The sequence below is a fragment of the Streptomyces sp. NBC_00448 genome, from assembly GCF_036014115.1.
Lineage (GTDB): Bacteria > Actinomycetota > Actinomycetes > Streptomycetales > Streptomycetaceae > Actinacidiphila.
In genome coordinates, this window is record NZ_CP107913.1 from 8,369,336 (window position 1) to 8,393,067 (window position 23,732).

General features: G+C 73.5%; 21 protein-coding genes. 10 read left to right on the forward strand and 11 right to left on the reverse strand.

Translation table 11 applies throughout. The features are described 5' to 3' along the window. Nucleotides 1-58: 58 nt before the first annotated feature. Nucleotides 59-1,297, reverse strand: a complete 1,239-nt coding sequence (locus OG370_RS36145; protein ID WP_328471833.1) for a DUF4032 domain-containing protein — start codon at nt 1,295-1,297, stop codon at nt 59-61. 31 nt (nt 1,298-1,328) lie between these two features. Continuing rightward, a complete protein-coding gene (locus OG370_RS36150) occupies nt 1,329-2,207 on the reverse strand; it encodes a haloalkane dehalogenase (RefSeq protein ID WP_328471835.1) in 879 nt (292 codons plus the stop codon). A gap of 91 nt (nt 2,208-2,298) precedes the next feature. Between OG370_RS36150 and OG370_RS36155 the strand changes: the two genes are divergently transcribed. Further along, nucleotides 2,299-2,805 carry a MarR family winged helix-turn-helix transcriptional regulator gene (locus OG370_RS36155; protein ID WP_328471837.1) on the forward strand — a complete coding sequence of 169 codons (507 nt, stop codon included), beginning with the start codon at nt 2,299-2,301 and terminating at the stop codon, nt 2,803-2,805. 55 nt (nt 2,806-2,860) lie between these two features. Here OG370_RS36155 and OG370_RS36160 read toward each other — a convergent pair whose 3' ends face one another. Together OG370_RS36160 and OG370_RS36165 are read right to left on the reverse strand one after the other, a co-directional pair. Next, nucleotides 2,861-3,289, reverse strand: a complete 429-nt coding sequence (locus OG370_RS36160) for a PaaI family thioesterase (RefSeq protein WP_328474747.1) — start codon at nt 3,287-3,289, stop codon at nt 2,861-2,863. Between the two features lie 152 nt (nt 3,290-3,441). Next, nucleotides 3,442-4,371, reverse strand: coding sequence for a LysR family transcriptional regulator (locus OG370_RS36165; RefSeq protein WP_328471839.1), 930 nt, complete (start codon nt 4,369-4,371; stop codon nt 3,442-3,444). Nucleotides 4,372-4,530: 159 nt separating this feature from the next. Here OG370_RS36165 and OG370_RS36170 point away from each other — a divergent pair, with 159 nt between their 5' ends. The 3 genes from OG370_RS36170 to OG370_RS36180 all read left to right on the forward strand — a co-directional run bounded on the left by OG370_RS36170 (nt 4,531) and on the right by OG370_RS36180 (nt 9,241). After that, nucleotides 4,531-5,565, forward strand: coding sequence for an aldo/keto reductase (locus tag OG370_RS36170; RefSeq protein WP_328471841.1), 1,035 nt, complete (start codon nt 4,531-4,533; stop codon nt 5,563-5,565). Nucleotides 5,566-6,039: 474 nt separating this feature from the next. Then, a complete protein-coding gene (locus OG370_RS36175; protein ID WP_328471843.1) occupies nt 6,040-6,825 on the forward strand; it encodes a DeoR/GlpR family DNA-binding transcription regulator in 786 nt (261 codons plus the stop codon). 241 nt (nt 6,826-7,066) lie between these two features. Continuing rightward, a complete protein-coding gene (locus OG370_RS36180; RefSeq protein WP_328471845.1) occupies nt 7,067-9,241 on the forward strand; it encodes an NEW3 domain-containing protein in 2,175 nt (724 codons plus the stop codon). A 115-nt stretch (nt 9,242-9,356) separates the two neighbouring features. Here OG370_RS36180 and OG370_RS36185 read toward each other — a convergent pair whose 3' ends face one another. The 3 genes from OG370_RS36185 to dhaM form a co-directional block, all read right to left on the reverse strand. Continuing rightward, nucleotides 9,357-10,355 (reverse strand): aldo/keto reductase, encoded by a 999-nt coding sequence (locus OG370_RS36185; RefSeq protein ID WP_328471847.1) that lies wholly within the window; start codon nt 10,353-10,355, stop codon nt 9,357-9,359. 144 nt (nt 10,356-10,499) lie between these two features. Continuing rightward, the gene (locus OG370_RS36190; RefSeq protein ID WP_328471849.1) at nt 10,500-10,796 is read right to left on the reverse strand and encodes an HPr family phosphocarrier protein; all 297 of its coding nucleotides are present in this window, start codon (nt 10,794-10,796) and stop codon (nt 10,500-10,502) included. Then, entirely contained in the window at nt 10,780-11,172 is a 393-nt protein-coding gene (gene dhaM / locus OG370_RS36195; RefSeq protein ID WP_328471851.1) for a dihydroxyacetone kinase phosphoryl donor subunit DhaM, read from the reverse strand. The genes OG370_RS36190 and dhaM overlap by 17 nt, the downstream gene beginning before the upstream one ends. A 59-nt stretch (nt 11,173-11,231) precedes the next feature. Here dhaM and OG370_RS36200 point away from each other — a divergent pair, with 59 nt between their 5' ends. The 5 genes from OG370_RS36200 to OG370_RS36220 all read left to right on the forward strand — a co-directional run bounded on the left by OG370_RS36200 (nt 11,232) and on the right by OG370_RS36220 (nt 17,852). After that, the gene (locus OG370_RS36200; RefSeq protein ID WP_328471853.1) at nt 11,232-12,020 is read left to right on the forward strand and encodes an IclR family transcriptional regulator; all 789 of its coding nucleotides are present in this window, start codon (nt 11,232-11,234) and stop codon (nt 12,018-12,020) included. A 481-nt stretch (nt 12,021-12,501) separates the two neighbouring features. After that, the gene (locus tag OG370_RS36205; RefSeq protein WP_328471855.1) at nt 12,502-13,305 is read left to right on the forward strand and encodes an MIP/aquaporin family protein; all 804 of its coding nucleotides are present in this window, start codon (nt 12,502-12,504) and stop codon (nt 13,303-13,305) included. Between the two features lie 320 nt (nt 13,306-13,625). After that, nucleotides 13,626-14,627, forward strand: coding sequence for a dihydroxyacetone kinase subunit DhaK (dhaK, locus tag OG370_RS36210; RefSeq protein WP_328471857.1), 1,002 nt, complete (start codon nt 13,626-13,628; stop codon nt 14,625-14,627). A 277-nt stretch (nt 14,628-14,904) separates the two neighbouring features. Then, nucleotides 14,905-15,603: a DAK2 domain-containing protein gene (locus OG370_RS36215; RefSeq protein ID WP_443060808.1), complete on the forward strand. Its 699-nt coding sequence runs from the start codon at nt 14,905-14,907 to the stop codon at nt 15,601-15,603. A 500-nt stretch (nt 15,604-16,103) separates the two neighbouring features. After that, nucleotides 16,104-17,852: a putative PEP-binding protein gene (locus OG370_RS36220; protein WP_328471858.1), complete on the forward strand. Its 1,749-nt coding sequence runs from the start codon at nt 16,104-16,106 to the stop codon at nt 17,850-17,852. A gap of 107 nt (nt 17,853-17,959) precedes the next feature. Here the strand turns inward: OG370_RS36220 and OG370_RS36225 are convergent, their stop codons facing one another. Next, nucleotides 17,960-18,955, reverse strand: coding sequence for a L,D-transpeptidase (locus OG370_RS36225; protein ID WP_328471860.1), 996 nt, complete (start codon nt 18,953-18,955; stop codon nt 17,960-17,962). A gap of 314 nt (nt 18,956-19,269) precedes the next feature. Here OG370_RS36225 and OG370_RS36230 point away from each other — a divergent pair, with 314 nt between their 5' ends. Next, complete coding sequence (locus OG370_RS36230) at nt 19,270-20,787, forward strand: carotenoid oxygenase family protein (protein ID WP_328471862.1); 1,518 nt, start codon at nt 19,270-19,272, stop codon at nt 20,785-20,787. A 29-nt stretch (nt 20,788-20,816) separates the two neighbouring features. Here the strand turns inward: OG370_RS36230 and OG370_RS36235 are convergent, their stop codons facing one another. From OG370_RS36235 to pntB, 3 genes are all read right to left on the reverse strand, one after another. Beyond that, nucleotides 20,817-21,641: a class I SAM-dependent methyltransferase gene (locus OG370_RS36235; protein ID WP_328471864.1), complete on the reverse strand. Its 825-nt coding sequence runs from the start codon at nt 21,639-21,641 to the stop codon at nt 20,817-20,819. Between the two features lie 67 nt (nt 21,642-21,708). After that, the gene (locus OG370_RS36240) at nt 21,709-22,167 is read right to left on the reverse strand and encodes a hypothetical protein (RefSeq protein WP_328471866.1); all 459 of its coding nucleotides are present in this window, start codon (nt 22,165-22,167) and stop codon (nt 21,709-21,711) included. Between the two features lie 151 nt (nt 22,168-22,318). Beyond that, nucleotides 22,319-23,725: a Re/Si-specific NAD(P)(+) transhydrogenase subunit beta gene (gene pntB / locus OG370_RS36245; protein WP_328471868.1), complete on the reverse strand. Its 1,407-nt coding sequence runs from the start codon at nt 23,723-23,725 to the stop codon at nt 22,319-22,321. Nucleotides 23,726-23,732 lie beyond the last annotated feature (7 nt).

Genomic DNA, 23,732 nt, shown 5'->3' on the forward strand with positions numbered 1-23,732 from the left:
GCACCGAGCGGCGTCCGCCGGCGCAGCGCCGTCGGCAAACACCTCCGGCGGCCTCGCGTCACTCCTCGCCGGACGTGACCGCCGACGGGTCGGGCACGTGCGGCAGCACGTCCGCGAGGTAGCTCGCCACGGTGGCCTCCAGGCCGACGTCGCCCTCGGCCTGCTCCGACAGGTACCAGCGGTGTTCGAGGAGCTCGTGGTAGAGCTGCGCGGGGTCCATCTTCCCGCGCTGGTCGCGCGGCACCATGCGGACGGTGGGGCGGAAGACCTGGCGGACCCAGCGGTGCGCCAGCACCTCGGGCCGGGCGCCCAGGGGATCGCCGGGGGCGTAGTCGTCCTGCGTGGTCATCCACTGTTCGAGGTCGTTGAGCAGGCTGCGGGCCTGGTTCTCCTCGGTGTCCAGGCCGGTCAGCCGCAGCAACTGGCGCTGGTGGTGGCCGGCGTCCACGACCTTCGGCAGGAAGGTGACGGTGTCGCCGCCCGGCGAGCGCTGGATCTGCATCTCGGCGACATCGAAGCCGAGGCCGTTGAGCCGGCGTATTCGGCGGTCGATGTAGTGCCGCTTGCCCGCCGGGTAGACGGACTCGCGGGTCAGCTCGTGCCACAGGTCGCCGTAGCGGGAGCAGATGGCCTCCGCGAAGGTGACCGGGTCCACCGACGGGTGCAGCGAGCCGCCCGCCTCCAGGTCCATCAGCTCCCCGGCGATGTTCACCCGGGCCAGCTCGATGTCGTAGTCGCGCTGGCCGGCGCTGAGCCTGGGCTGGATCTGGCCGGTCTCGGCGTCGACCAGGTAGGCGGCGTACGCTCCGGCGTCGCGGCGAAAGAGGGTGTTGGACAGCGAGCAGTCGCCCCACGCGAAGCCGACCAGGTGCAGCCGGACCAGCAGCACCGCCAGCGCGTCGAGCAGCCGGCTGACGGTGCCGGGCCGCATCGTGGTCTCGAACATCGACCGGTACGGCAGCGAGCCGCCCAGGTGCCGGGTGATCAGCGCGGGCTCCAGCGCGGTGCCGTCGGCCGCCACCCGGCCGGTGACCACCGCGATCGGGTCGACCGCGGGGATCGCCAACCGGTCCAGGTCGCGCAGGAGTTCGTACTCGCGGGCCGCCGCCCACTCGCTGACCTCCTTGACCGCCACGACCTCGTCGCCGGCGCGGGCGAAGCGCACCACGTGCCGGGAGATGCCGCGTGGCAGCGCGACCAGCGTCTCGTCGGGCCACTGCTCCAGCGGCAGGCCCCACGGCAGGTCGAGGAGGTCGGCGGGGTGGCCGGCGTCGGTGGCCCTGATCTGCAACGGCATGGCGCTTGGGGTCCTCTCGTAGGACCGCAGGCTACAGGCTGTGCCACTCTGCCCACGAGGTGACCGCCGCGGCGATCGCGTCCGGCTGGTCCTCGGGGGCGAGGTGGCCGGCCGGACCGCAGGGCTCGATCTCCAGCGCGGAGATGTGCTCGGCGCACCAGGCGGTCATCGCCTCGCCGATGCCCAAGGTGGGCGAGGAGTCGAAGGTCAGCAGCAGTTTCGGGGTGCCGGGGCTGGCCGCGAGCCACTCGTCGTATGCGGAGACCCGGGCGACCACGTCGGCGGGTTCGCCCTCCAGCGGCATCGAGCGGGCCCAGCGCAGCAGCGGCCGGCGGGACTCGCGGGTCGGGTACGGGGCCCGGTAGACGTCGTGGTCGGCGGCCGGCAGGTCGCCGAGCACGGTCTGCTCGAAGCTGTCCTCGATGAAGACGTTCTTGTCCAGGACCAGTTCCTCGCCGGTGCCGGGGGTGCGGAACGCCTTGAACCGGGAGCGGGCGGCGGCCGGGTAGTCCTCCCAGGTCATCGGCCGGATGATCGTCTCCATGACGGCCAGCCCGGCGACCGAGGCGGGGTTGCGGGCGGCGCGGTCGAAGGCGAGCGCGCCGCCCCAGTCCTGCCCGACCAGCACCGCCCGCTCCAGGCCGAGCGCGTCGAACCAGGCGTCCAGATAGCGGGCGTGGTCGTCGAACGCGTAGGGGATGTCGGGCTTGCCGGAGCGGCCCATGCCGATCAGGTCGGGAGCCAGGCAGCGTCGCCCGGCCGCCGCGGCCTTCGGCAGGACGTGCCGCCACAGGTGCGAGGAGGTGGGGTTGCCGTGCAGGAAGACCAGCGGCGCGCCGACGGCCTCCGCCGCGCCGGGCCCGGCCTGCTCGTAGTGCAGGAACGAGTCGAGTACGTCGAGGGTGGGCATGAGAAACACCTTCCGTTGGTGTGGCTAACGTTCATCGCACTAACGAAAGTACATCGTTAGTGCGACAAACACAACGGAGTACGATGCGGCCATGGACACCGCGCACGACATGCCGCTCCCGGACGATCAGGCGGGCACCCCGCAGCGGCTCGCGGCCCTGCCCAGCCGCCTGCTCAACCTCGCCGCGGCCCAGGGCGAGCGCATGATCAGCGGCCGGTTGGCCGCGGTCGACGCCCGCAAGTGGCACTACGCGGCCCTCGCCGCCCTGGAGGAGTACGGCCCCGCCAGCCAGGCCACGTTGAGCCGGCGCACCGGCATCTACCGCAGCGACCTGGTGGCCGTGATCAACGAACTGGAGGCCCAGGGCGCGGTCAAGCGCGCACCCGACCCCGACGACCGGCGGCGCAACGTCATCACGCTCACCTCCGCCGGCCGCGCCCACCTGCGCCGCCTCGACGCGATCCTCGACACCGCCCAGGAGGACCTGCTCGCGCCGCTCACCGCGAAGGAGCGCGCCGAGCTGACCGCGCTGCTCGGCCGGCTGATCGCCCACCACGCCGGGCGCCGCGAGGGCGAGCCCGCGCACTCCGGACGCTGAAACGGGCGGTGCGGCGAGCGGTCGCCGCACCGGCCGTCGCTGTCGCCGTCGCCGCTCAGTCGGCCCGCGGGCCGGCCTGCCCGCTCACCCGCAGCACCGTGCCCTGCGCCACCGCGCACAGCGTCTCGGCGCCGTCGGCCGCGACCGCGTACAGGTCGCACCGGCACACCGCCTGACGCCGCCCGGCCTGCACGGTCTGCGCCCGGGCCACCAGCCTCACCCCGGTGCCCGGCCGGACGTACTGGATGGTGAACCCGCCGGTCAGCACCGACGCGCCCAGCACCGAACCGGCGGCGAAGGTGATCGCGTTGTCGGCGGCGTACGCCAGCACGCCGCCGTGCAGGAAGCCGTTCTGCTGCCGCAACTCCTCGCGGACGGCCACCTCCAGGACCGCGCCGCCGGCGCCGAACGCGGTCAGCTCGGCGCCGACCAGCCGGCTGAACGGCTGGCTGTCGAGCGTCTTGCGGGCCGTTTCGAGGTCCAGCCCGAGCGCGGGCCCGTACGCGGCATCGGGTGCGGAGCCGGATTCGGGTGCGGAGCCGGATTCGGGTGCGGCGTCGGCCTGGGGTGCGGGTGCGGGTGCGGCGTCGGACCCGGGCGGGGGCGGGGGCGCCGTGTTCGGCGTCGGTTCGGGGTTCACCGGCGGGTCCCTTCCTCGGTGTCCGGTGCGCGGCGCGGGCCTTTCACCTGCGCCAGGTCCAGATACGACAGCAGTTCGCGGGCGGCCGGGCTCGGGCGGTCGCCCTTCGGCAGCGCGACCGACACCTCCCAGTCCGATCCGCCCGGGCCGGCCAGCGGCACCACCGCCAGCGTCGCGGCCTGCTCCTTGCGGGAGATCGGCCGGGGCACCACCGCGACGCCCAGCCCGTGCCGGACCAGGTCGATCAGCGTGTGGACGTCGTACACCTCCAGCGCCACCCGCCGTACCGCGCCGCTCGCCGCGAACGCCTGGTCGGTCAACTGCCGCGCGCCCCAGTCCTGGTGCCAGTCCACGAAGGTCTCACCCGCCAGCCGCGCCCACTCCACCCGCGGCTCGCCCGCCAGCGGGTGTCGCGGATCGCACAGCAGCACCATCGGCTCGCGGGTCAGCGGCAGCAGCCGTACGCCCTCCGGCGGCGGCCCCGGCAGCGAGACGAACGCCAGGTCCAGCCGGCCGTCCGCCACGTCCTGGGCGAGCACGGCGGAACCCGCCTGCCGCATCCGCACCTCGACGCTTCCGTGCCGGGCCCGGAACCGGGCCAGCAGCGCGCCGACGTCGACCGTCACGCACTGCTCGGTGCCGACCGCGAGGCTGCCGCGCAGCAGGCCCTGCACCGCCGCCACCGCCTCCTTCGCGGCGCGGGCGCCGGCCAGCGTGCGGGTCGCCTCGCCGAGCAACGCCCTTCCCGCGCCGGTGAGTTCGACGCTGCGGGTGGTCCGGATGAACAGCGGGGAGCCGAGTTCCCGCTCCAGCGCGCGCACCGACGCCGACAGTCCCGACTGCGAGACCAGCAGCCGGTGTGCGGCCTTGGTGAAGTGCCGTTCCTCGGCGACGGCGACGAAGTACTCCAGCTGACGCAGTTCCACGATTGAGAAATCTAGTCGATGAATCCGTTCTCTTTCTTCTATTGGACGAGTCTTCCGGGTCGGGGACAGCATGGTGCACGTGGCCCCGCACCCCGTCGCGGGCCGCACCACCCGCATCACCCGTCGCCGGCGGACCGCCGGCAGAACCGGAGAACCCGCATGGAGTACCGCACCCTCGGCAGCAGCGGGGCCAGCGTTTCGACGCTGGCGCTCGGCACCATGACGTTCGGCGCCGAGACCGACGAGAAGGGCGCGTTCGCGCAGCTCGACCGGTTCGTGGCCGCCGGCGGGACCCTCATCGACACCGCGGACGTCTACAGCTCCGGCGTCTCGGAGGAGATCATCGGCCGCTGGCTGGCCGCCCGCCCCGCCGACATCACCGGCCGGGTGGAGATCGCCAGCAAGGGCCGCTTCCCGATGGGCGACGGCCCCAACGACGCCGGGCTGTCCCGGCGCCACCTCGACCGCGCGCTCAACGCGTCGCTGCGCCGGCTCGGCGTCGACTGCATCGACCTCTACCAGGTGCACGCCTGGGACCCGTACACCCCCGTGGAGGAGACCCTGCGCTTCCTCGACGACGCGGTGCGGCAGGGCCGTATCCACTACGTGGGCCTGTCCAACTTCACCGGCTGGCAGTTGCAGAAGGCCGTGGACGTCGCGGACTTCCGCGGGCTGACCCGCCCGGTCACCCTCCAGCCGCAGTACAGCCTGCTGGCCCGGGAGATCGAGTGGGAGATCACCCCCGCCTGCGAGTCCGAGGGCCTCGGCCTGCTGCCGTGGAGCCCGCTCGGCGGCGGCTGGCTGACCGGCAAGTACCGCCGTGACGAACTGCCCACCGGCGCCACCCGGCTCGGTGAGAACCCCGATCGCGGTGTCGAGTCGTACCACCGGCGCAGCGCGATCGCCCGGACCTGGGACGTGGTGGACGCGGTCCGCGCCGTCGCCGACGAGCAGAGCGCCACGATGGCCCAGGTCGCCCTCGCCTGGCTGCTCGGCCGCCCCGCCGTCACCTCCGTGATCCTCGGCGCCCGCACCCTGGAGCAGCTGGAGGACAACCTCGGCTCGGTGGACCTGCGCCTCACCGCCGAGCAGGTCGAGCGGCTGGACACCGCGAGTGACCCGGGCGCCGCGGATTACCCCTACGGCGTTCCCGGCGTCAACCAGCGTGGCCGCGACATCCGAGGCCGCGGCTGACGGTCGAGCCTCGGCTGACGAGTCCGGCTGACGGTCTCGGCGCGGTTGGCGGTTCAGCCGCCGACAGCCGTGCCACCGCTGACGGTTCCGCGGTCGGCGGGCGCCCGCGGGGAGGGCATGCCGCGTCCTCCCCGCCCCTTGACCTCGCGGCCCCGTGGGAGCCTTCCCCGCGGGGCCGCGAGCCTGCCCCCAGCCCGCGTATCCGCCGTTCCCCGCCCCCGACTTGGCGCCCCTCGGCGGAAGGAGCCGCATCCTCCTGGCGGCGCGGGGAACCGCGGGAGCACCACCCGCCGGGCGGGCGCCGGGAATGCGGCCGGTACCGTGAGGGAGGGTTGCCGCAGCCCCGCGCGCTGCGTGGATGTGATCGGTTCACGCCGTAAACGCCAGAACCGCGCAGAGCGCCTTGCGCAGGTCGGGGCCGATCGCGGCGCGATACGCTCGCTCTCCGATCGGCCGAAACGGAGGGCGGAGTCGATGGGGACGCACGAGCGCTGGACGCGGCTGCTGGAGGTCCTGGGCGACCGGGGCCGGATCAGCGTGGCCGAGGCGGCCGAACTGCTGGACGTCTCCGCCGCCACGGTGCGCCGGGACATGGAGGAACTGGCCAGGCAGCAGCTGCTGACCCGGACCAGGGGCGGCGCCGTGCTCAGCGGCGTCGCGTACGACCTGCCGCTGCGCTACAAGGCCGGGCGCCAGGCCGACGAGAAGCAGCGCATCGCCAAGGCCGCGGCCGCGCTGATCCCGCCGGGCGCGGTGGTCGGCGTCAACGGCGGCACGACCACCTCCGACGTGGCCAGGGAACTGGCGATGCGGGCGGACCTGGCCGAGCGCGGCAACGCCACCGCGCTGACCATCGTGACCAACGCGATCAACATCGCCAACGAGCTGGCGGTGCGGCCGTATGTGAAGACGGTCGTCACCGGCGGGGTGGCGCGGCCGAGTTCGTACGAGCTGACCGGGCCGCTGGCCACGATGGTGCTCCAGGCGATCTCGCTGGACTACGCGATCCTCGGGGTGAACACGGTCGATCCGCGGTTCGGCGCGGCCACCCACGACGAGGGCGAGGCCAGCGCGAACCGCGCGATGGCCGAGCGGGCCCAGAAGGTGGTCGTGGTCGCCGACTCCACCAAGCTGGGCAAGCGGGCCTTCGCCCAGGTCTGCGACGTGTCGGCGATCTCCGTGCTGATCACGGACAAGGGCGCGCCGGAGGAACTGGTGGAGCAGTTCGTGGCCCAGGGCGTCGAGGTGTCCTGCGTCTGAACGGCCGGCCCGTGCACGGGAGTCCGCGCCGGGCCGTCCTCGTGGCGCCCGCACCCGTGGGGTCCCTGAAGGAGCCCGCCCGGTTCGCCCCGCCCGCGCAGGTCCCCCTGCGTGAAGCTGATTCGAGATGTTCATAAGGGGCATGCTCTTGTCAATTTCGCGCAGGCCTGCCTAGATAGTCCTCGCATGGTTCTGGAGCGGCCGCCCCGCGGCGGCCCGACCGATCAGTGAGGTTGCCCCTGTGACATCACCTCTCGCCCGGCGCACGCGCGCCGCCCTGGCCGGCAGCGGCTGTCTCGCGCTGGCGTTCACCGGACTCCTGTTCACCGCTCCCGGCGCGTCGGCGGGCACCCCCGCGGACGCGTCGTCGGCGCCGTACCCGAACTACGCCCCCACCCCGCCCATGGGCTGGAACGACTGGTCGTACTACCAGTGCAACATGGACGAGCAGACCATCCTCGACAACGCCAAGGCCCTGGTCAGCAGCGGACTCGCCGCCAAGGGGTACGACACGGTCACCACCGATGACTGCTGGATGGCCAAGTCCCGTGACAGCTCAGGTGCGTTGGTGCCCGACCCGGTGAAGTTCCCCGACGGCATGGCCTACGTGGGCGACCAACTGCACAAGCTGGGACTGAAGTTCGGCATCTACGAGGACGCCGGCACGGCCACCTGCGGCGGCTACCCCGGCTCGCTCGACCACTGGCAGCAGGACGCCGACCTGTTCGCGAAGTGGAAGGTCGACTACGTCAAGCTCGACGGCTGCAACGTGCCGACGAAGCCCGGCGAGACGGACGAGCAGAGCTACCACGACACGTACTCCGCGTGGAGCCAGGCGATGCTCAACACCGGTCGCCCGATGGTCTTCTCGGTCTCCGCGCCCGCGTACTTCCAGGGCGGGGCCGACTGGGACAAGGTCATCGGCTGGTCGGCGCAGGTCGGCAACCTGTGGCGGGAGGGCGCGGACATCGCGCTCGGCCAGGAGAGCGGCGCGGCCAAGTGGTCCTCGCTGCTCTACAACTACGAGTACAACGTGGGCCTGGCCGACCTGCAGAGCCCCGGGCGCTGGAACGACCCCGACTTCCTGCTGGCCGGCGACTCCGGGCTGAGCCGGGACGAGATCCAGAGCCAGATGTCGCTGTGGTCGATGATGGCCGCGCCGCTGATCTCCAGCACCGACCTCACCCACCTGTCCGCCGACGCGCTGGCGGTGCTCGGCAACAAGGACGTCATCGCGGTCGACCAGGACCGCACCGGGCTGCAGGGCCGGATCGTCCAGCAGGGCGACGGCTATGACGTGCTCTCCAAGCAACTCGCGGGCGGGCAGCGGGCGGTGGCGCTGTTCAACAGCTCCGACACCGCGCAGACGATCACCACGACCGCGGCCAAGGCGGGCTTCGCGCACGGCTCGTCGTTCACGCTCAAGGACCTGGTGACGAAGAAGACCACGGTCACCACCGGCACCATCTCCGCGGACGTGCCCCCGCACGGCACCGTGCTGTACCGGGTCGCCCCGGGCGGCAGCCCGCTCCAGCAGCCCGCCACCGCGGTGAGCTGGAAGGACGTCAGCACCACCGCGCACCCGGACCGGTACCAGGTCAGCCTCACCAACCACGGCGCGAGCCCGCTGCTGGGCGCCACGGTCGCGCTGAGCGCCCCGTCCGGCTGGAAGGTCTCGCCGTCGAAGGCGCTGCTCGGGCTGGTGGTGAACCCGGGCCGGACCGCCTCGGCGACCGTCCAGGTCACCGCGCCCACCGCCCAGCCGGGCACCACGGTCTCCACGGTCACCGCGACCGCGAGCTACCGTGCGGGCCTCGCCGGCAGCGGCACGGTGAGCGGGCCGCTGACCATCACCTCGGTGGTGCCCTACCCGTCGCTGGCCGCCGCGTTCAACAACATCGGCACGACGCCGGAGAGCGACACCTCCAAGGGCGACTTCGACGGGTCCGGTGACAGCTACTCCGCCGACGCCCTCGCGAAGGTGGGCGCCACCCCCGGTGCCACGATCCAGGCCAACGGGCAGACCTTCACCTGGCCCGCGTCCGCGCCCGGCACCCCGGACAACGCCACGGCCGCCGGGCAGGAGATCACCCTCGCCGGTTCCGGCAGCCAACTGGCCTTCCTCGGCGCCGAAGCGGGCTTCACCTCCGGGACCGTCACGGTCACCTACACCGACGGCACCACCAGCACGGGCACCCTCGGCTTCCCCAACTGGTGCTGCTCGACCACGAACGACTACGGCTCCCAGGTCGCTTTGACCACCGACCACCGGGACACCCCGTCCGGGCCGGCCAACTTCGGCACCAGCTACCAGGTGTTCTCCAACACCGTGAGCCTCGACGCGGGCAAGACGGTGCAGTCGGTGACCCTGCCGAACCAGGCCGCGATCCACGTCTTCGCGATGTCCGTCAAGTAGCACGTCCTCACAAGGGGCAGGCCTCACCAAGGAGCAAGCGCCGCACGGCGGTCACGCGTCCCCGGCGGGGGAGTCCGATCTCCTCCGCCGGGGACGCGCCGCTTCACGCCACGCGCTAGTTCCAGGGCAGTCCGGCGCGGTGCCGCCAGTAGGCGGACGGCGGTTCGGCCAGTTCCGCGAGCGTGGCGAGCTGGGTCGGGGTGAACACGACCTGCCGGGCACGGAGGTTGGAGGTGAGCTGGGCGGCGGTCGCGGCGCCGGACAGGACCACGTCGGCCCACGGCTGGTGGAGGGCGGCGGCGAGGGCGACCGCGTCCGGCGTGGTGCCCAGGGCCGCGGCGAGCGGGCCGAGTACGGGGGCGAGGCGGGAATCCGGCGCGGCGAGCCGACCGTTGGCGAGGGCCTCCTTGACCATCACTCGGCAGCCGGCGGCGTGTGCCTCGGCGAGGGCCGGTCCCGCGGAGGGTTCGAGCGGGTTCCAGGTGGACTGCACGCTGCGGAAGAGGGGCGCGCCGTCGACGGTGACCGCCAGCGCCGCGCGGATCGCGTCGGCCTGCGCCGGGCCGCTGGTGCTCAGGCCCACGAGGACGCCCCGCGCGGCCAGTTCGGCCAGCGCGCGGTGCAGCGCGGGGTCGGTGAGCGCGGGGCTGTCCGGGGTGACGGAGTGCACCTGGTAGACGTCGAGCCGGTCGCCGAGCAGCGCGCGGGTCTCGGCGAGCTGCCGCTCATACGTGGCCAGGCTGTGGTCCTTGATCTCGTGCGCCTCCGCGTCCACCCGCCAGCCCGCGGTGTAGGTGTAGCCCCACTTGCTGGACACCACCACCCCGGGCGGCTCCCGCAGGTCGAGCCACTGCGCCAGGAACTCCTCGGAACGGCCGTACGACCGGGCCGCGTCGAAGTCGCGCACGCCGTCCGCGTAGGCGAGGTCGAGCAGTTCGTGGGTGCGGCGGCGCATCGCGTCCACGGTGCGGTCGGGCGGCAGGTCCCGGTCGCGGCCGAGGTTGATGTAGCCGGGGCGGCCGACCGCGGCCAGGCCGAACCCGATCCGGGCCGTGGGCTCGGGCGCGGGTGTGGACGCGGGCGGGTCGGCGGGGGAGTGCGGCGGTGTGGCCACGGGGGCGGCTCCTGCGGTGGTGCGGGTACGTACGGACGGCGGGCGCGGGCGGCCGCGAAGACCCCGGCGGACCTGCGGCCGTACCGATGCCGGCACCCGTGGGGGCGCCGACGCCCGCGGGGACGCCGGCGCCCGGGCCGGCCGCTACGTCGCCGTCGCCAGGATCTCCGCGAGCGCGGCGGCCGCCGCCTGCGCGTCCGGCCCCTGCGCCCGCACGGTCACCGTACGCCCGGCGGTCGCGCCCAGGCCCATGACGGCCAGCACGCCGGCCGCGTTGGCGCTGCGTTCCCCGTACTGGAGCAACAGGTCGCTGGTGAACCGCGCGGCGGCCTGGGCGATCCGGCCGGCCGGGCGGGCGTGCAGGTCGGCCGGCAGCACCACGGAGATCTCCGCGGTGGGCTCGGGCGCGGTGCGGACGGACGGTTCAGAGTTTGCTGACATGGCGTGCCTCCGTGGCGGCGGTGAGTACGGCGGCGAGGTCCGCCCCGGCCGCGGCGGTGACCGCGGCGGCCACGGCGCCCTCGACGAAGGGGGCGTCGGCGATCACTGCGCCGTCGCAGGGCTGGTCTTCCAGGACGGCCCGGGCGGTGAGCACGGAACTGCCCAGGTCCGGCAGGATGAGCACGCCGGCGCCGCGGTCGGCCTCCTTGACCGCGGCGGCGACACGCGCGTAGCTGGTGCCGATCCGGCCGTCGTCCGTGCCGCCCGCGACGGCCACCGGAACGGCGTCGGAGCCGATCTGGCCGAGCAGCCGGCGCAGCCCTGCGGCCACTTCGGAGCTGTGGGACACGAGTACGATGCCGACAAGTTCAGTCATGAACAGCGATGCTAGATCTCGGAACAGCATTCAGCAATACCGAACGAAGAGGTTTTCCCATGGTGCAAGCGGTGCAGCGTGCCGTCCAGATCCTCCGGGAGCTGGCCGTCACCGGCCCCCGGCTGGGGGTCACCGAGCTGGCCGAGCGGCTCGGCGTGGCCAAGCCGACCGTGCACGCGCTGCTGCGCACCCTGGAGGCCGAGGGCATGGTGGTGCAGGACCGGGACAGCTCGAAGTACCAGCTCGGCCCCTATCTGGTGCACCTGGGCAACTCCTACCTGGACACCCAGGAGTTGCGGTCCCGCTCGCTCACCTGGGCGGACCTGCTGGCCCGCCGGGCCGGCGAGGCGGTGTGGGTCGCGGTGCCGACCGGCGACCACATGCTGGTGGTGCACCACGCCTTCCGTCCCGAGGGGGCCGTCCAGATCCTGGAAGTCGGCGCGTCCATCCCGTGGAACACCTGCGCGCTCGGAAAGGCCGTGGCGGCCTTCGCCCCCGACGAGGAGCGCGAGCGGCTGCTGGCGGGCGAGCTGACCGTGCTCACCGGCGCGAGCATCACCGGACGCGAGCCGCTCGCCGCCCAGTTGGCGCAGGTCAGGGCGCAGGGATACGCGCTGGAGGACCAGGAGTCGGCGATCGGCGACGCGGGGGTCGCGGCGCCCGTCTTCGACCGCTCCGGCGCCGTGGTGGGCGCGATCGGCGTGGTCGGGCCGGTCGAGCGGCTGCTCGCGGAGCCCGCCCGGCAGGAACTCGCCGTCGCGGTACGGGAGACCGCCCGCAACCTGTCCCGGGACCTCGGCGCGCCGCGCGGGGCGGCACGGGGTACGGCGCGGGGTGCGGCCGGCTGAACTCTCCCCGCGCCCACGCGCCTTGGGCGGCGGGCGCGGCGCCGTACCGGGGCCGAGCGCGTGAAGCGCCGGCCCTTCCGCATGCGTGAGCATGCGGGGGCATGCCGGGTCACGCCCCCGCATGCCCCCGTATGCCGCCATGCGCCGGGCCGTGCTTCCGTCCGCCCCACGGGCTCCGGCAACACACGCTGGGCCGTAGGGAGTTGGGCTCCCACATGGCGCCGAACCCCTTGACACCGGCGAAACGCCCGCTTAACTTCCCACTACGTTCATCATTAATGAACGTCATTCGGTAATAGGGAGGATTGGCTCCCCTCTCCCGTTGCCCGACCGGCCGCCAGGCATGGACCCTGCCCTGACCTGCCTGGCGGCCACCCGTCCGCTCTCCCCGGCACGCCTCTCCCCGCAACGCCCACACCACCCGCCCCGCACGCGCAGGAGGTGAGAGCCCGCGACCGCCACCGGCGGCCGGGCGCTCAGGATGGAAGACACCGCACTCCCGACCTACCCGCAGAAACTTCTCGCCGAGCTGCTGGGCACCGCGATGCTGGTGTTCGTCGGCGTCGGCTCCGTGCCCGCCACGACCCTGCTCGGCGGCGCCGCGCCCTTCACGATGGCCGAACTCGGCATGATCGCCTTCGCGTTCGCGATGGTCGTGATCGCGATGGTGTACGCGATCGGCCACATATCCGGCTGCCACATCAACCCCGCGGTCACCCTCGCGCTGGCCGCCACCCGCCGGATGCCCTGGCGCGACGTCCCCGGCTACCTCGCCGCGCAGGCGGCCGGCGCGCTGCTCGGCGCGCTCGCCATCGTCGCCGTACTCGGCCGCAGAGCCGTCGGCGCCGGACTGGGCATCGCCTCCTACGCCGCACCGACCGGCGCGGGACACGCCTTCGCCGCCGAGGCGATCGGCACGTTCATCCTGGTCTTCGTGATCTTCGGCGCGATCGACCGCCGCGCGCCCGGCGGCTTCGCCGGACTCGCCATCGGCCTCGCGGTGTTCGCGGTGATCATCCCGATCGGCCCGGCCACCGGCGCGGCCGTCAACCCCGCCCGCGCGTTCGGCCCGATGGTCATCGGCGCGCTCTACGACGGCACCGTGCACTGGGGCCAACTGCCGGTCTACGTCGGCGCCGAGGTGGTCGGCGCGCTGCTCGCCGGCCTGGTGCACACCGCGTTCGCCACCCGCCGTACCCCCGGCGCCCGTACCGCGGGCACCGCCGGCCGGCCGGCGCCGGCCGCCGCCCCCGAAGGAGCCCTGTCGTCAGCTTCTCGGCCGTAAACGACCGAGCTTGTTGACTCGGTCCCTTACACCTTGTCGCGCTCCTGACTGTCCCCTACGACAGGACGGTCACAGGTCGCATCCACCACAAAGGAGGTGTTCAGGTCCCATGCGATGCGGGTCCGTTGACGAGAACCCACGCCGAGCGGGCGCGGTTGCGCACGTTGACCCCGGCGACAACGTCGGAAGGCCCAGCAAGGCCGCACCGACGACAGCGGAAGGTGTCCCGGTCACAGCGACAACGCGTCGCTGCGCGCCTCGGGCTCAGGGACGCTTCTCCTCCCGACCATGAACGACCGGACTTCCAAGCGAGGAACACAGTGAAGAAGCTGATCAACGCGCCCGAGACCGTGCTCGACGACGCTCTCGCCGGTATCGCGGCCGCCCACCCCGACCTCCTGACCGTCGACACCGTCCAGCGCGTCATCACCCGGGCCGCCGGCCCCAGACCCGGCAAGGTCGCGCTGGTCTCCGGCGGCGGCTCCGGCCACGAGCCGCTGCACGGCGGGTTCGTGGGCGCCGGCATGCTCGACGCGGCCTGCCCGGGCGAGGTGTTCACCTCGCCCGTGCCCGGCCAGATGGTCGCCGCCGCGAAGGCCGTCGACGCCGGCGCGGGCACCCTGTTCGTGGTGAAGAACTACACCGGCGACGTGCTGAACTTCGAGATGGCCGCCGAACTCGCCGCGGAGGACGGCCTGTCCGTCGCCTCGGTGCTGGTCGACGACGACGTAGCCGTCCAGGACTCCACCTGGACCGCCGGCCGCCGCGGCACCGGCGGCACCGTCTTCGTGGAGAAGATCGCCGGCGCGCTCGCCGAACGCGGCGCCCCGCTCGCCGAGGTCGCCGACACCGCCCGCCGGGTCAACGCCGCCACCCGCTCCTTCGCCGTCGCCCTCACCGCCTGCACCGCGCCGGCCGCCGGCAAGCCCGGGTTCGAGCTGCCCGACGACGAGATCGAGGTCGGCGTCGGCATCCACGGCGAGCCCGGTCGCCGCCGCGAGAAGCTGCGCCCGGCACGGGAGATCGTCGCCGACATGCTGGCCGCCGTCCTCACCGACCAGCCGCTCGCGACCGGCGACGAGGTGCTCGTCATGGTCAACGGCCTCGGCGGTACCCCGCTGATGGAGCTGTACGTCGTCTACGGCGAGGTCGCCGCGCTGCTGGCCGCACGCGGCGTGCGGATCGCCGGGAACCTGGTCGGGAACTACGTCACCAGCCTCGACATGGCCGGCGCGTCGGTCACCGTCTGCAGGGTCACGCCCGAACTGCTCGACCTGTGGCGCGCGCCGGTGCACACGGCGGCGCTGCGCTGGGGCGTCTGACCCGGCCCGCCGCCCGCGTGTGCCGTGCCCGCGCGCACCGTACGCCATCCGTTCGCCCTACCCGACCGCCCGCACCGCACGCGCATCGCTTGCCGGCCGCGTGTGCCGTGCCCGCGCGCACCGTACGCCATCCGTTCGCCCTACCCGACCGCCCGCACCGCACGCGCATCGCTTGCCGCCCGCGTGTGCCGTGCCCGCGCGCACCGTACGCCATCCGATCGCCCCACCCGACCGCCCGCACCGCACGCACATCACCGCACTGACGAACGGAGATCCCGTGGACACCGCCCTCGCCCGCACTTGGGTGCAGGCCATCGCCGCGGCCATGGACACGCACAAGGACCGGCTGACCCAACTGGATTCCGCCATCGGCGACGCCGACCACGGCGCCAACATGCACCGGGGCTTCGCGGCGGTCGCCGCCGCCCTGCCGGAGTACGACGCGGCGACCCCCGGGCTGATACTCGTCAAGACCGGTTCGCTGCTGATCTCCGTGGTCGGCGGCGCGTCCGGGCCGCTGTACGGAAGTGCCTTCCGCTCCGTCGGCAAGGCGCTGGACGCGCCGGACGCGCCCGAAGAGCCGGAAACGCCCGTCGATCCGGACGGGTCCGGGCCTGACGCGGGCACGGCCGGTCCCGAGCGGGTGGCCGACGCGCTCGCCGCGGGACTGGCCGGGGTACGGCGGCTCGGCGCCGCCACCGAGGGCGACAAGACGATGATCGACGCGTACGCACCCGCGCTCGCGGCGTTCCGCGCGTCCGCCGCGGCCGGCGGTGACCTGGCGGAAGCGGCCGCAGCCGCGGCCGACGCCGCCGAGGAGGGCATGCGGGCCACCACCCCCATGCAGGCCAGGAAGGGGCGGGCCTCCTACCTCGGCCCGCGCAGCGTCGGCCACCAGGACCCGGGCGCCACCTCCACCGCGCTGATCTTCCGCGCCCTCGCCGACACCGCCGCCGCGGCCAAGGCGGCGGCATGAGCACCCGCCTCCGCTATCCGGGACAGCCCGCCTCGCCCGGCACCGCACTCGGTGAACTCCACCGCACCGACCGCCCCTTCCCCGCGCCCACCCCGACCCCCACCCGCGTTCCCCGCCAACCCGCCGACGCGAGCACGGGCGCGGGCAGGGCGTACGGCCCCGGCGGCGCGCCGGGTGGTCCGCGCGGCGGGCGCGGCCCCGGCAGCACGTCTGCTGGTGCGGGGGCCGAGTCGGCCTCCTGTCGCGGATCGGAGGAGGCGCACGGAAGTTCCGGCCCCGGCGGAACGGCTGCGGATACAGCCGCCGAGGGTACGGAGTGCGCGTGCGCGTCTGAATCCGCGTCCCCGTCCGGCGATCCGGCCGGGTCCGGCCTGGGCGGCGCATCGCGTGGTTCTCACGGCGGGCCCGGTTCCGCGGGCTCGGCCGCCGAGGGGAGCGTCGCACGCGGTCCGGCCGACCACGGCGCGTGCGGACATTGTGGCGCGGGCGCCGCAGAAGGCGTGCGCGCGAAGGCCGCCTCCGGCGGCACGGCCGGCGAACCCGCCAACTCCGGCTGCGCCGAAGCGAGTTCGGGTACCCTCGCCTCCGCTTCCGCCCCCGCCGGCCCGTCCGGTCCGCGCCGGCTCGCCGCGCTGCCCGCGCCCGCCGACGCCGGCGAGACGGCCGACGCACCCGAGGTCGGCGGGCTGGTCGCCGACGCCTTCGACACGGCCGCCGACCGCCTGCACGCCGTGGCCGCCGGGCTGCGGGCGCGAGGGGACGAGGAGCAGGCCGACATCATCGAGATCGGCGGGCTCATCGCGCGCGATCCCGATCTGCGGCAGCACGCCCTCCGGTTGGTCGCCGGGGGAGCGGACCCGGCGGACGCGGTGCATGAGGCCGTGGACGCGCAGGCCCGGGCCATCGCCGCGCTCGGCGACCCGGTGCTCGCCGAACGGGCCGCGGACGTCCGGCAGGTGGGCCGCCGGGTGCTGGCGGTGCTGCACGGCGTCCAGGAGCCCCCGCCCGACCGGCCGGTGGTGCTGGCCGCCCGCGAGATCGGCGCCGCCGACCTGCTGGAGCCCGGCCGTACGGTGACGGCCGCGCTGTCGGTGACGGGCGGGCCGAACTCGCATGCCGCCATCGTGGCCCGCTCGTTGGGCATCCCGCTGCTGCTCGGCGTCGACCCGCTGGTGCTCGACCTGCCCGACGGAGTGGAGACCCTGGTCGACGGGGCCGCGGCCGTCGTCCACCCCGCGGCCGGGGAACGCGAGAGCGCGCTCGCCGCGATCGCGGCCGTGCGGGAGCGGCGGGCCCGGCTCGCCGCCGAGCGGCACCTACCGGCCCGGACCGTCGACGGCCACCCGGTCACCCTGCGGGCCAACGTGGCCACGCCGGCCGACGTGCGGGCCGGTCTGCTGGCGGGTGCCGACGGCGTCGGCCTGCTCCGTACCGAACTGCCCTTCCTCGACGCGGTGCGCTGGCCCTCCCGGGCCCGGCACACCATCGCGCTCGGGCCGGTGCTCGCCCCGCTGGCCGGGCGGATCGCCACCGTCAGGACGCTGGACTTCGCCGACGACAAGCTGCCGCCGTTCCTGTCCGCGGACCGGCCCGCCGGCCGCAGGATCGGGCGCGGGCTGCCGCTGATGCTGGCCCGACCGCACGCGTTCGGCGAGCAGTTCACCGCGCTGCTGGCGGCGGCGGCCGGTGCGCGCGCCGAACTGCGGATCATGATCCCGATGGTCGCGGACGTCGGCGAACTGCGGGCCTGCCGTGCCCTGCTGGACCGGGCGGCGGCGGAACTCGACCTGCCCGCACCCCCGTTGGGGATCATGGTGGAACTGCCGGAAGCCGTCCGGCGGATCGACGAACTCGCCCGCGAGGCCGCGTTCCTGTCGCTGGGCACCAACGACCTGACCTGCCAACTGCTCGAACTGGACCGCCGGGACCCGGCCGCGGGACCGGCGTCCACCGCTCACCCCGCGGTGCTGCGCGCGATCGCCGCGGTGGTCGCGGCCGCACGGGCCCACCGGCGGCCGGTGTCCGTCTGCGGCGACGCCGCCGCGCACCCGCTGGTGCTGCCGCTGCTGGTCGGGCTCGGCTGCGACACCCTGTCGGTGGCCCCGTCCGCGCTCGACGAGGTCCGGGCCGCGGTCCGCCGGCTCGACCACACCTCCTGCCGGGAGGCCGCGGCCGAGGCGCTGGTGCTGCGGACCGCGGAGCAGGTCCATCACCTGGTCCGCTGCCGGCTGCCCGTGCTGCCCGACTGACGTCCGGGCGCGGACGGCCCGCGCGCGGCGGCGGAGACGGGGGCACACACGGGGGCGGGCTCACCTGACGATCCGGTGAGCCCGCCCCTCCCAGGAACCCGGCGGTGTCAGGCGGCCGGGTTGGTCGTGATCTGGCCCTCGCCGCTCTGCGCCAGCCAGGTCGACCAGCTCAGGTTGAAGTCCGCGTAGCCGTTGTCACCCTGGGCCTTGCCGCGCGGCGAACCGGTGATGGTGATCGGGTCGCCCGGCTTGATGAAGTCGTAGAACCACTTCGCGTTCGCGAGCGACAGGTGCACGCAGCCGTGCGAGCCGTAGCTGTGCCCGGGGTACGGGTCGCCGGTGGAGTAGTGCACGTAGGTGCCCGAGGTGGTCAGGTGCACGTCCCACGGCAGGGTCAGGTCGTAGTAGTCCGGGCTGGACTTGTTGCAGCTGATGCCCACGCTGCAGGAGGTCATCCGGACCTCCTTCTGCTTGTCGATGACGGCCATCGTGCCGTCCCACGACGGGAACGACGGGCTGCCGGCGTCGATCGGCATCGTCTTCACCACGGTGCCGTCGTGCGTCACCTTCATGCTGTGGCCGGTGACCGACACGCTGGCGCGGTTGTCGTCGCCGATGGTGAAGGTGTGCGTGTAGCTGTGGGTGCCGTAACGCCCGTTGCCGTTCGGCACGTTCTTCAGGTCCGCGTCGATGGTGACCTTGGTGCCCGGCTTCCAGTAGTCCTGCGGGCGGAAGTCCGCCCGGGTGCTGCTGAACCAGTGCCAGGCGCCGGTGGTGGGCACCGACGTCGATATCTTCATCGCCTTCTCGACGCCGGCCCGCGCCGAGGTCGCCACCGGGTTGGTGAAGACCACGGAGATCGGCATCGCCACGCCGACGGTGGTGCCCGTCTGCGGCGCTATCGTGTCGAGAAGCATCGGCGGACCCAGCGGCTTCGGCGTGGTCGGCTTCGGGCTCGCGGTCACCGCCGAGCCTGACGACGACGCCTTCGCGTCGTCCTTCGGCGGCGTCGAAGCGGACGAATTCCCACCGCACGCGCTCGTGCCCGCGAGCACCGCACCTGCCACCAGTGCGATCCCCATGCTGGTCCTGACCCGACCCATGTACCTGTACTCCGCTCATATCACTGCATCGGCTGCGACTACCAAACTTAAGACTCCCCGGCGATCAGTGCGGTTCCGGTGGCCGGTAAAGCGGATGCCAAGCTTTCGAACCGACCCCGGAACGTGACGAGATGGCCGCCGTCCTCACGGACGGTGCCGCCGGTGCGGGACGGGGGAAAGCTTGGGCATGCTGGCCCCACCACGGTCGGCAAGGCAACAGTAGTGAGGTCAGAGGCCCGTGGACGGCACAGTCGTAGAGGGCACCGCGCGGTGCGGTACCCCTTTCGGAACGGCTGCGACGGGGAGTTCGGATCATGACGGATCTCACACGACGGAATGTGCTGCGGGGCTCGGGCGCGGCGGCGCTCGGCGGGTTCACCGCGCTCGGCGCACCGGGTCTGCCCGGTCTGCCCGGCGCCCCGCGGGCACAGGCGGCGGCGCCCACCGCGCGCCGCGACCCCTACCCCTTCCTGCACGGCGCGTTCGCCCCGGCCACCGAGGAGGTGACCGCCTTCGACCTGCCGGTCACCGGCCGCATCCCGCGCGAGCTGGACGGCCGCTATCTGCGAACGGGCCCCAATGTGCTGGGGCTTGAGGACCCGCGCGCCCACCACTGGATGCTCGGCGAGGGCATGGTGCACGGCGTGCGGCTGCGCGACGGCCGCGCCGAGTGGTACCGCAACCGCTGGGTCAGGTCCGCGGCCGTCGCCGCGAAGCTCGGCGAGCCCTACCCGTGGCAGGCCCCCGCCGACGACTTCGCCAACAACACCCACGTCATCCCGTACAAGGGCCGGGTGCTGGCCCTCCAGGAGAGCGGCCCGACGCCGTACGAACTCGGCGAGGAACTGGACACCCTCGGGCCGTACGACTTCGGCGGGACGCTCAGCGGTGCGTTCACCGCGCACACCAAGTACGACGAACAGGCCGACGAACTGCACGCGATCACGTACTACCCGACCTGGGACCACGTACGGCACCTGGTCGTCGACCGCACCGGGCGGGTGGCGCGCACCACCCGCATCCCGGTCGCGGACAGCCCGATGATGCACGACTTCGCCCTGACCGAGCGCTATGTGGTGGTGTTCGACACCCCGGTGACGTTCGACGCCGCCGCCGCTCAGGCCGGCGCGCTGGTGCCGTACACCTGGAACGACAGGCATCCGGCCCGGGTCGGGGTGCTGCCGCGGGCCGGCGGGCCGATCCGCTGGTTCGAGACCGACCCGTCGGCGTACTACTCGCACACGCTCAACGCCTACGACGACGGGACCACCGTCACCGTCGACTTCACCAGCTTCCCGACGCCGTTCTTCGCGGCCGGGCGCGGCTGCGACGGGCCCTCGGCGCTCGGCACGCCCCGCCTGGACCGCTGGACGATCGACCTGGCGCACGGGCGGTTGCGCTCCCGGCGGATCGACGACCGGCCGCAGGAGTTCCCCCGGGTCCGCGAGTCGCTGGTCTCCCGCCGCCACCGGTACGGCTACGCGGCCACGGCCGGAGAGATGTGGCGGGCCTACGAGACGGTGGACGGGGTGGCGCCCGACCGCGTCTTCGGCAACGCGCTGCTCAAGCACGACCTGTTGCGGGGGAGCACCGAGGTGCACCGCTTCCCGAAGGACTCACCCGCGAGCGAGGCGGTGTTCGTGCCGGCCACCGGCGGCGGCGCCCGCGCCGAGGACGACGGCTATGCCCTCGCCTACGTCCACGATCCCGTGCGGGGCGCCGCGGATCTGGTGATCCTCGCCGCGCAGGACTTCAGCGGGGCGCCGCTGGCCCGTATCCATCTGCCCGGGCCGGTCCCCCTCGGCTTCCACGGAAGTTGGGTCCCGGCGTGACGCGGACGGGCGGGCTCATGCGGACGGGCTCACGCGGACGGGCGGTCCGAGGAGACGCGGTCGGTCCGCCAGCACATGGAGCGGAAGGGGAGGTCGATCGTGCCGTCGGGGTCGAGGAGGCCGGGGCGGGCGCGAAGGGCCTGCTCGGCCTGGGAGATGAGGGCGGCGCGCTGGTCGGCGGGGAGGATGAGGAGGCGGCTGTAGGTGCCGAGGAGGGCGGCCGCGTCGGCGGGGGTGGTACGGCGGGCGCAGGTGAAGGTGGCGTGCTCGGGCTCCGCGAAGGGGGAGCCGGGGCCGGCGAGGGTCTCCCGCAACCGCTCGCCGCGCCGGAAGTGCTCCCGTGGCGGGCGGTCACGTTCGGCCGTACGGGCGGCGCGCAACCCGGTGCGCCACTCGTGCACCCAGGGCACGGTGTCGTCGAGCCCGTTCCACACGACGCTCAGCCGCCCGCCGGGCCGCAGCACCCGGGCGATCTCCGGCACCGCCCGCTCGGTGTCGAACCAGTGCCACGCCGAGGAGACCACGACCGCGTCGAGTGTGCCGTCCGGCAGCGGAATGGCCTCCGCGGTGCCCTCGAGCACGGTCACACCCGGGTTCCGCTCCGCGAGCACCGCCCGCATCCGGCCGTCCGGTTCGACCGCGACCACCTCGGGCCCCCGCGCGGTGAGCAGCCCGGTCAACGTGCCGGCCCCGGCAGCCAGGTCGAGGACCCGCGCGGCGCCCTCGGGCACCAGCCAGTCCACGGCCGCGTCACACGGCGCCGGCCGCAACCGCCCGTACTCCGCGGCGATCGAACCGAACACGGTGGCCCGGCCCTCCGTCCCAGCGGCCTTGCTCGCGTCCTCGTCGGCCATGCCCGGCAACTCCTCCGCCTCGCGATTCCCGTTCAGTGACCGAGCGTAGGCGATCAAGCCGGCGGGGCTAGCAGGTGGTGTCGGTGGCGTAGAGGACGATCGCATCGAGGATGCCGCGAACGAGGGAGCGGGACACCGACAGGTCCCAGCCGCCCTTGGACAGACCCGTGTCGACCAGGCCGTGCGCGGTGGTGCGCCGGTAGATGTGCCAGCCGTCGCCCACGAGGGCGCGCACGACCGCGGTGTAGTTGCCGGGAGTGTTGGTGACCGTGCTGTAGCCGCTGCCCGCGAAGCACTCCGCTGGCAGCGGCTTGCCCGTGCGCTTGACGGAGACCTTGAGTTCGACGGTGATGAGCCCGGTGACCTGCGGCGCCCGCACCGCCGTCACCACGCCCGAGAGGTCGGCCTCCACCACGGACTTGCTCAGGTGCGGCCCGGCCGGCACCCCGTTGCCGGGTTCGTCGCCCGACAGCAGCAGGACGAAGACGGCCGCCGTGCACAGCGCGGTGGACCACGTGATCCGCATGCATCCCCCCGGTTGCGTCCGCTGCACGGACCCTATCGGTTCGGCCCGCGCCCGGCGGACGCATCCCGGCGGACGCATCCCGCACCCCGGTTCGTACCGCCGGGGCGCGGGTCCGTGGCGTAGAAACCGGCCGGCACGGTGCCCGTGGGGTTCACAGCACCTTGAGGATGTCCTCCACCCGCTCCTTCGCGTCGCCGAACAGCATCTGGGTGTTCTCCCGGAAGAACAGCGGGTTCTGCACGCCCGCGTAGCCGGTGTTCATCGAGCGCTTGAAGACCACCACGTTCTCCGCCTCCCACACCCGCAGCACCGGCATGCCCGCGATCGGGCTGGCCGGGTCCTCGGCCGCGGCCGGGTTGACGGTGTCGTTCGCGCCGATCACCAGCACCACGGTGGTCGCCGCGAGATCGTCGTTGATCTCGTCCATCTCCAGCACGATGTCGTACGGCACCTTGGCCTCGGCGAGCAGGACGTTCATATGCCCGGGCAGTCGCCCCGCCACCGGGTGGATGCCGAAGCGGACCTCCACCCCGCGCTCGCGCAGCCGCCGGGTGAGGTCGGCGACCGGGTACTGCGCCTGCGCGACCGCCATGCCGTACCCCGGGGTGATCACCACCGACGAGGCGGAGCGCAGCAGTTCCGCGGTCTCCTCGGCGTTGATCTCGCGGTGCTCGCCGTACTCCCTGTCGTCCGAGGGGGCCGCCTCCATGCCGAAGCCGCCGGCGATCACCGACAGGAAGGACCGGTTCATCGCGGTGCACATGATGTACGACAGGTACGCACCGGAGGAGCCGACCAGCGCGCCGGTGACGATCAGCAGGTTGTTGTCGAGGAGGAAGCCGGACGCGGCCGCGGCCCAACCGGAGTAGCTGTTGAGCATGGAGACCACCACCGGCATGTCACCGCCGCCGATGGACGCGACCAGGTGCAGCCCGAGCGCGAGGGCCACGACGGTGACCGCGATCAGCAGGCCGATGTTCGGCGACGCCACGAACGCGGCGGTCAGCCCGACGAACGCCACGAGGGCGCCGATGTTGAGGTAGTTGCGGCCCGGCAGCATCAGCGGGCTCGACTTGATCCGCGCGGACAGCTTCAGGAACGCGATGATCGACCCGGTGAAGGTGACCGCTCCGATGAAGATGCCGATGAACACCTCGGCGTGGTGGATGCCCAGCAGGTCGTGCGCGATGGTGGTCTGGCCGCTGCCCTTGGCCTCCACTTCGAGATAGCCGTCCCAGCCGACGAGGACCGCCGCCAGGCCGACGAAGCTGTGCAGTATCGCGATGAGTTCCGGCATCCCGGTCATCTCGACCCGGCGGGCCCGCCACAGGCCGATCCCCGCGCCGATCACCATCGCGACGACCAGCAGGCCGATCCCGGTGGCGGCGATGCTGCGGGAGGCCAGGCCGATGGTCGCGGCCAGCGCGATCGCCATGCCGGAGATGCCGAACACCACGCCGGAACGGGAGGTCTCGTGCTTGGACAGTCCGGCCAGGCTGAGGATGAACAACAGGGCCGCGACGATGTAGGCCGCCTGCGCGGCGGTCGATGCAGTCATCGCGGCC

What these genes read in the sequence shown, in the direction of transcription:
- OG370_RS36145 (WP_328471833.1), bottom strand. Translation starts at nt 1,297, where the DNA reads ATGCCGTTGCAGATCAGGGCCACCGACGCCGGCCACCCCGCCGACCTC.
- OG370_RS36150 (WP_328471835.1), bottom strand. Translation starts at nt 2,207, where the DNA reads ATGCCCACCCTCGACGTACTCGACTCGTTCCTGCACTACGAGCAGGCC.
- OG370_RS36155 (WP_328471837.1), top strand. Translation starts at nt 2,299, where the DNA reads ATGGACACCGCGCACGACATGCCGCTCCCGGACGATCAGGCGGGCACC.
- OG370_RS36170 (WP_328471841.1), top strand. Translation starts at nt 4,531, where the DNA reads ATGGAGTACCGCACCCTCGGCAGCAGCGGGGCCAGCGTTTCGACGCTG.
- OG370_RS36175 (WP_328471843.1), top strand. Translation starts at nt 6,040, where the DNA reads ATGGGGACGCACGAGCGCTGGACGCGGCTGCTGGAGGTCCTGGGCGAC.
- OG370_RS36190 (WP_328471849.1), bottom strand. Translation starts at nt 10,796, where the DNA reads ATGTCAGCAAACTCTGAACCGTCCGTCCGCACCGCGCCCGAGCCCACC.
- dhaM (WP_328471851.1), bottom strand. Translation starts at nt 11,172, where the DNA reads ATGACTGAACTTGTCGGCATCGTACTCGTGTCCCACAGCTCCGAAGTG.
- OG370_RS36200 (WP_328471853.1), top strand. Translation starts at nt 11,232, where the DNA reads ATGGTGCAAGCGGTGCAGCGTGCCGTCCAGATCCTCCGGGAGCTGGCC.
- OG370_RS36205 (WP_328471855.1), top strand. Translation starts at nt 12,502, where the DNA reads ATGGAAGACACCGCACTCCCGACCTACCCGCAGAAACTTCTCGCCGAG.
- OG370_RS36225 (WP_328471860.1), bottom strand. Translation starts at nt 18,955, where the DNA reads ATGGGTCGGGTCAGGACCAGCATGGGGATCGCACTGGTGGCAGGTGCG.
- OG370_RS36230 (WP_328471862.1), top strand. Translation starts at nt 19,270, where the DNA reads ATGACGGATCTCACACGACGGAATGTGCTGCGGGGCTCGGGCGCGGCG.
- OG370_RS36235 (WP_328471864.1), bottom strand. Translation starts at nt 21,641, where the DNA reads ATGGCCGACGAGGACGCGAGCAAGGCCGCTGGGACGGAGGGCCGGGCC.
- OG370_RS36240 (WP_328471866.1), bottom strand. Translation starts at nt 22,167, where the DNA reads ATGCGGATCACGTGGTCCACCGCGCTGTGCACGGCGGCCGTCTTCGTC.
- pntB (WP_328471868.1), bottom strand. Translation starts at nt 23,725, where the DNA reads ATGACTGCATCGACCGCCGCGCAGGCGGCCTACATCGTCGCGGCCCTG.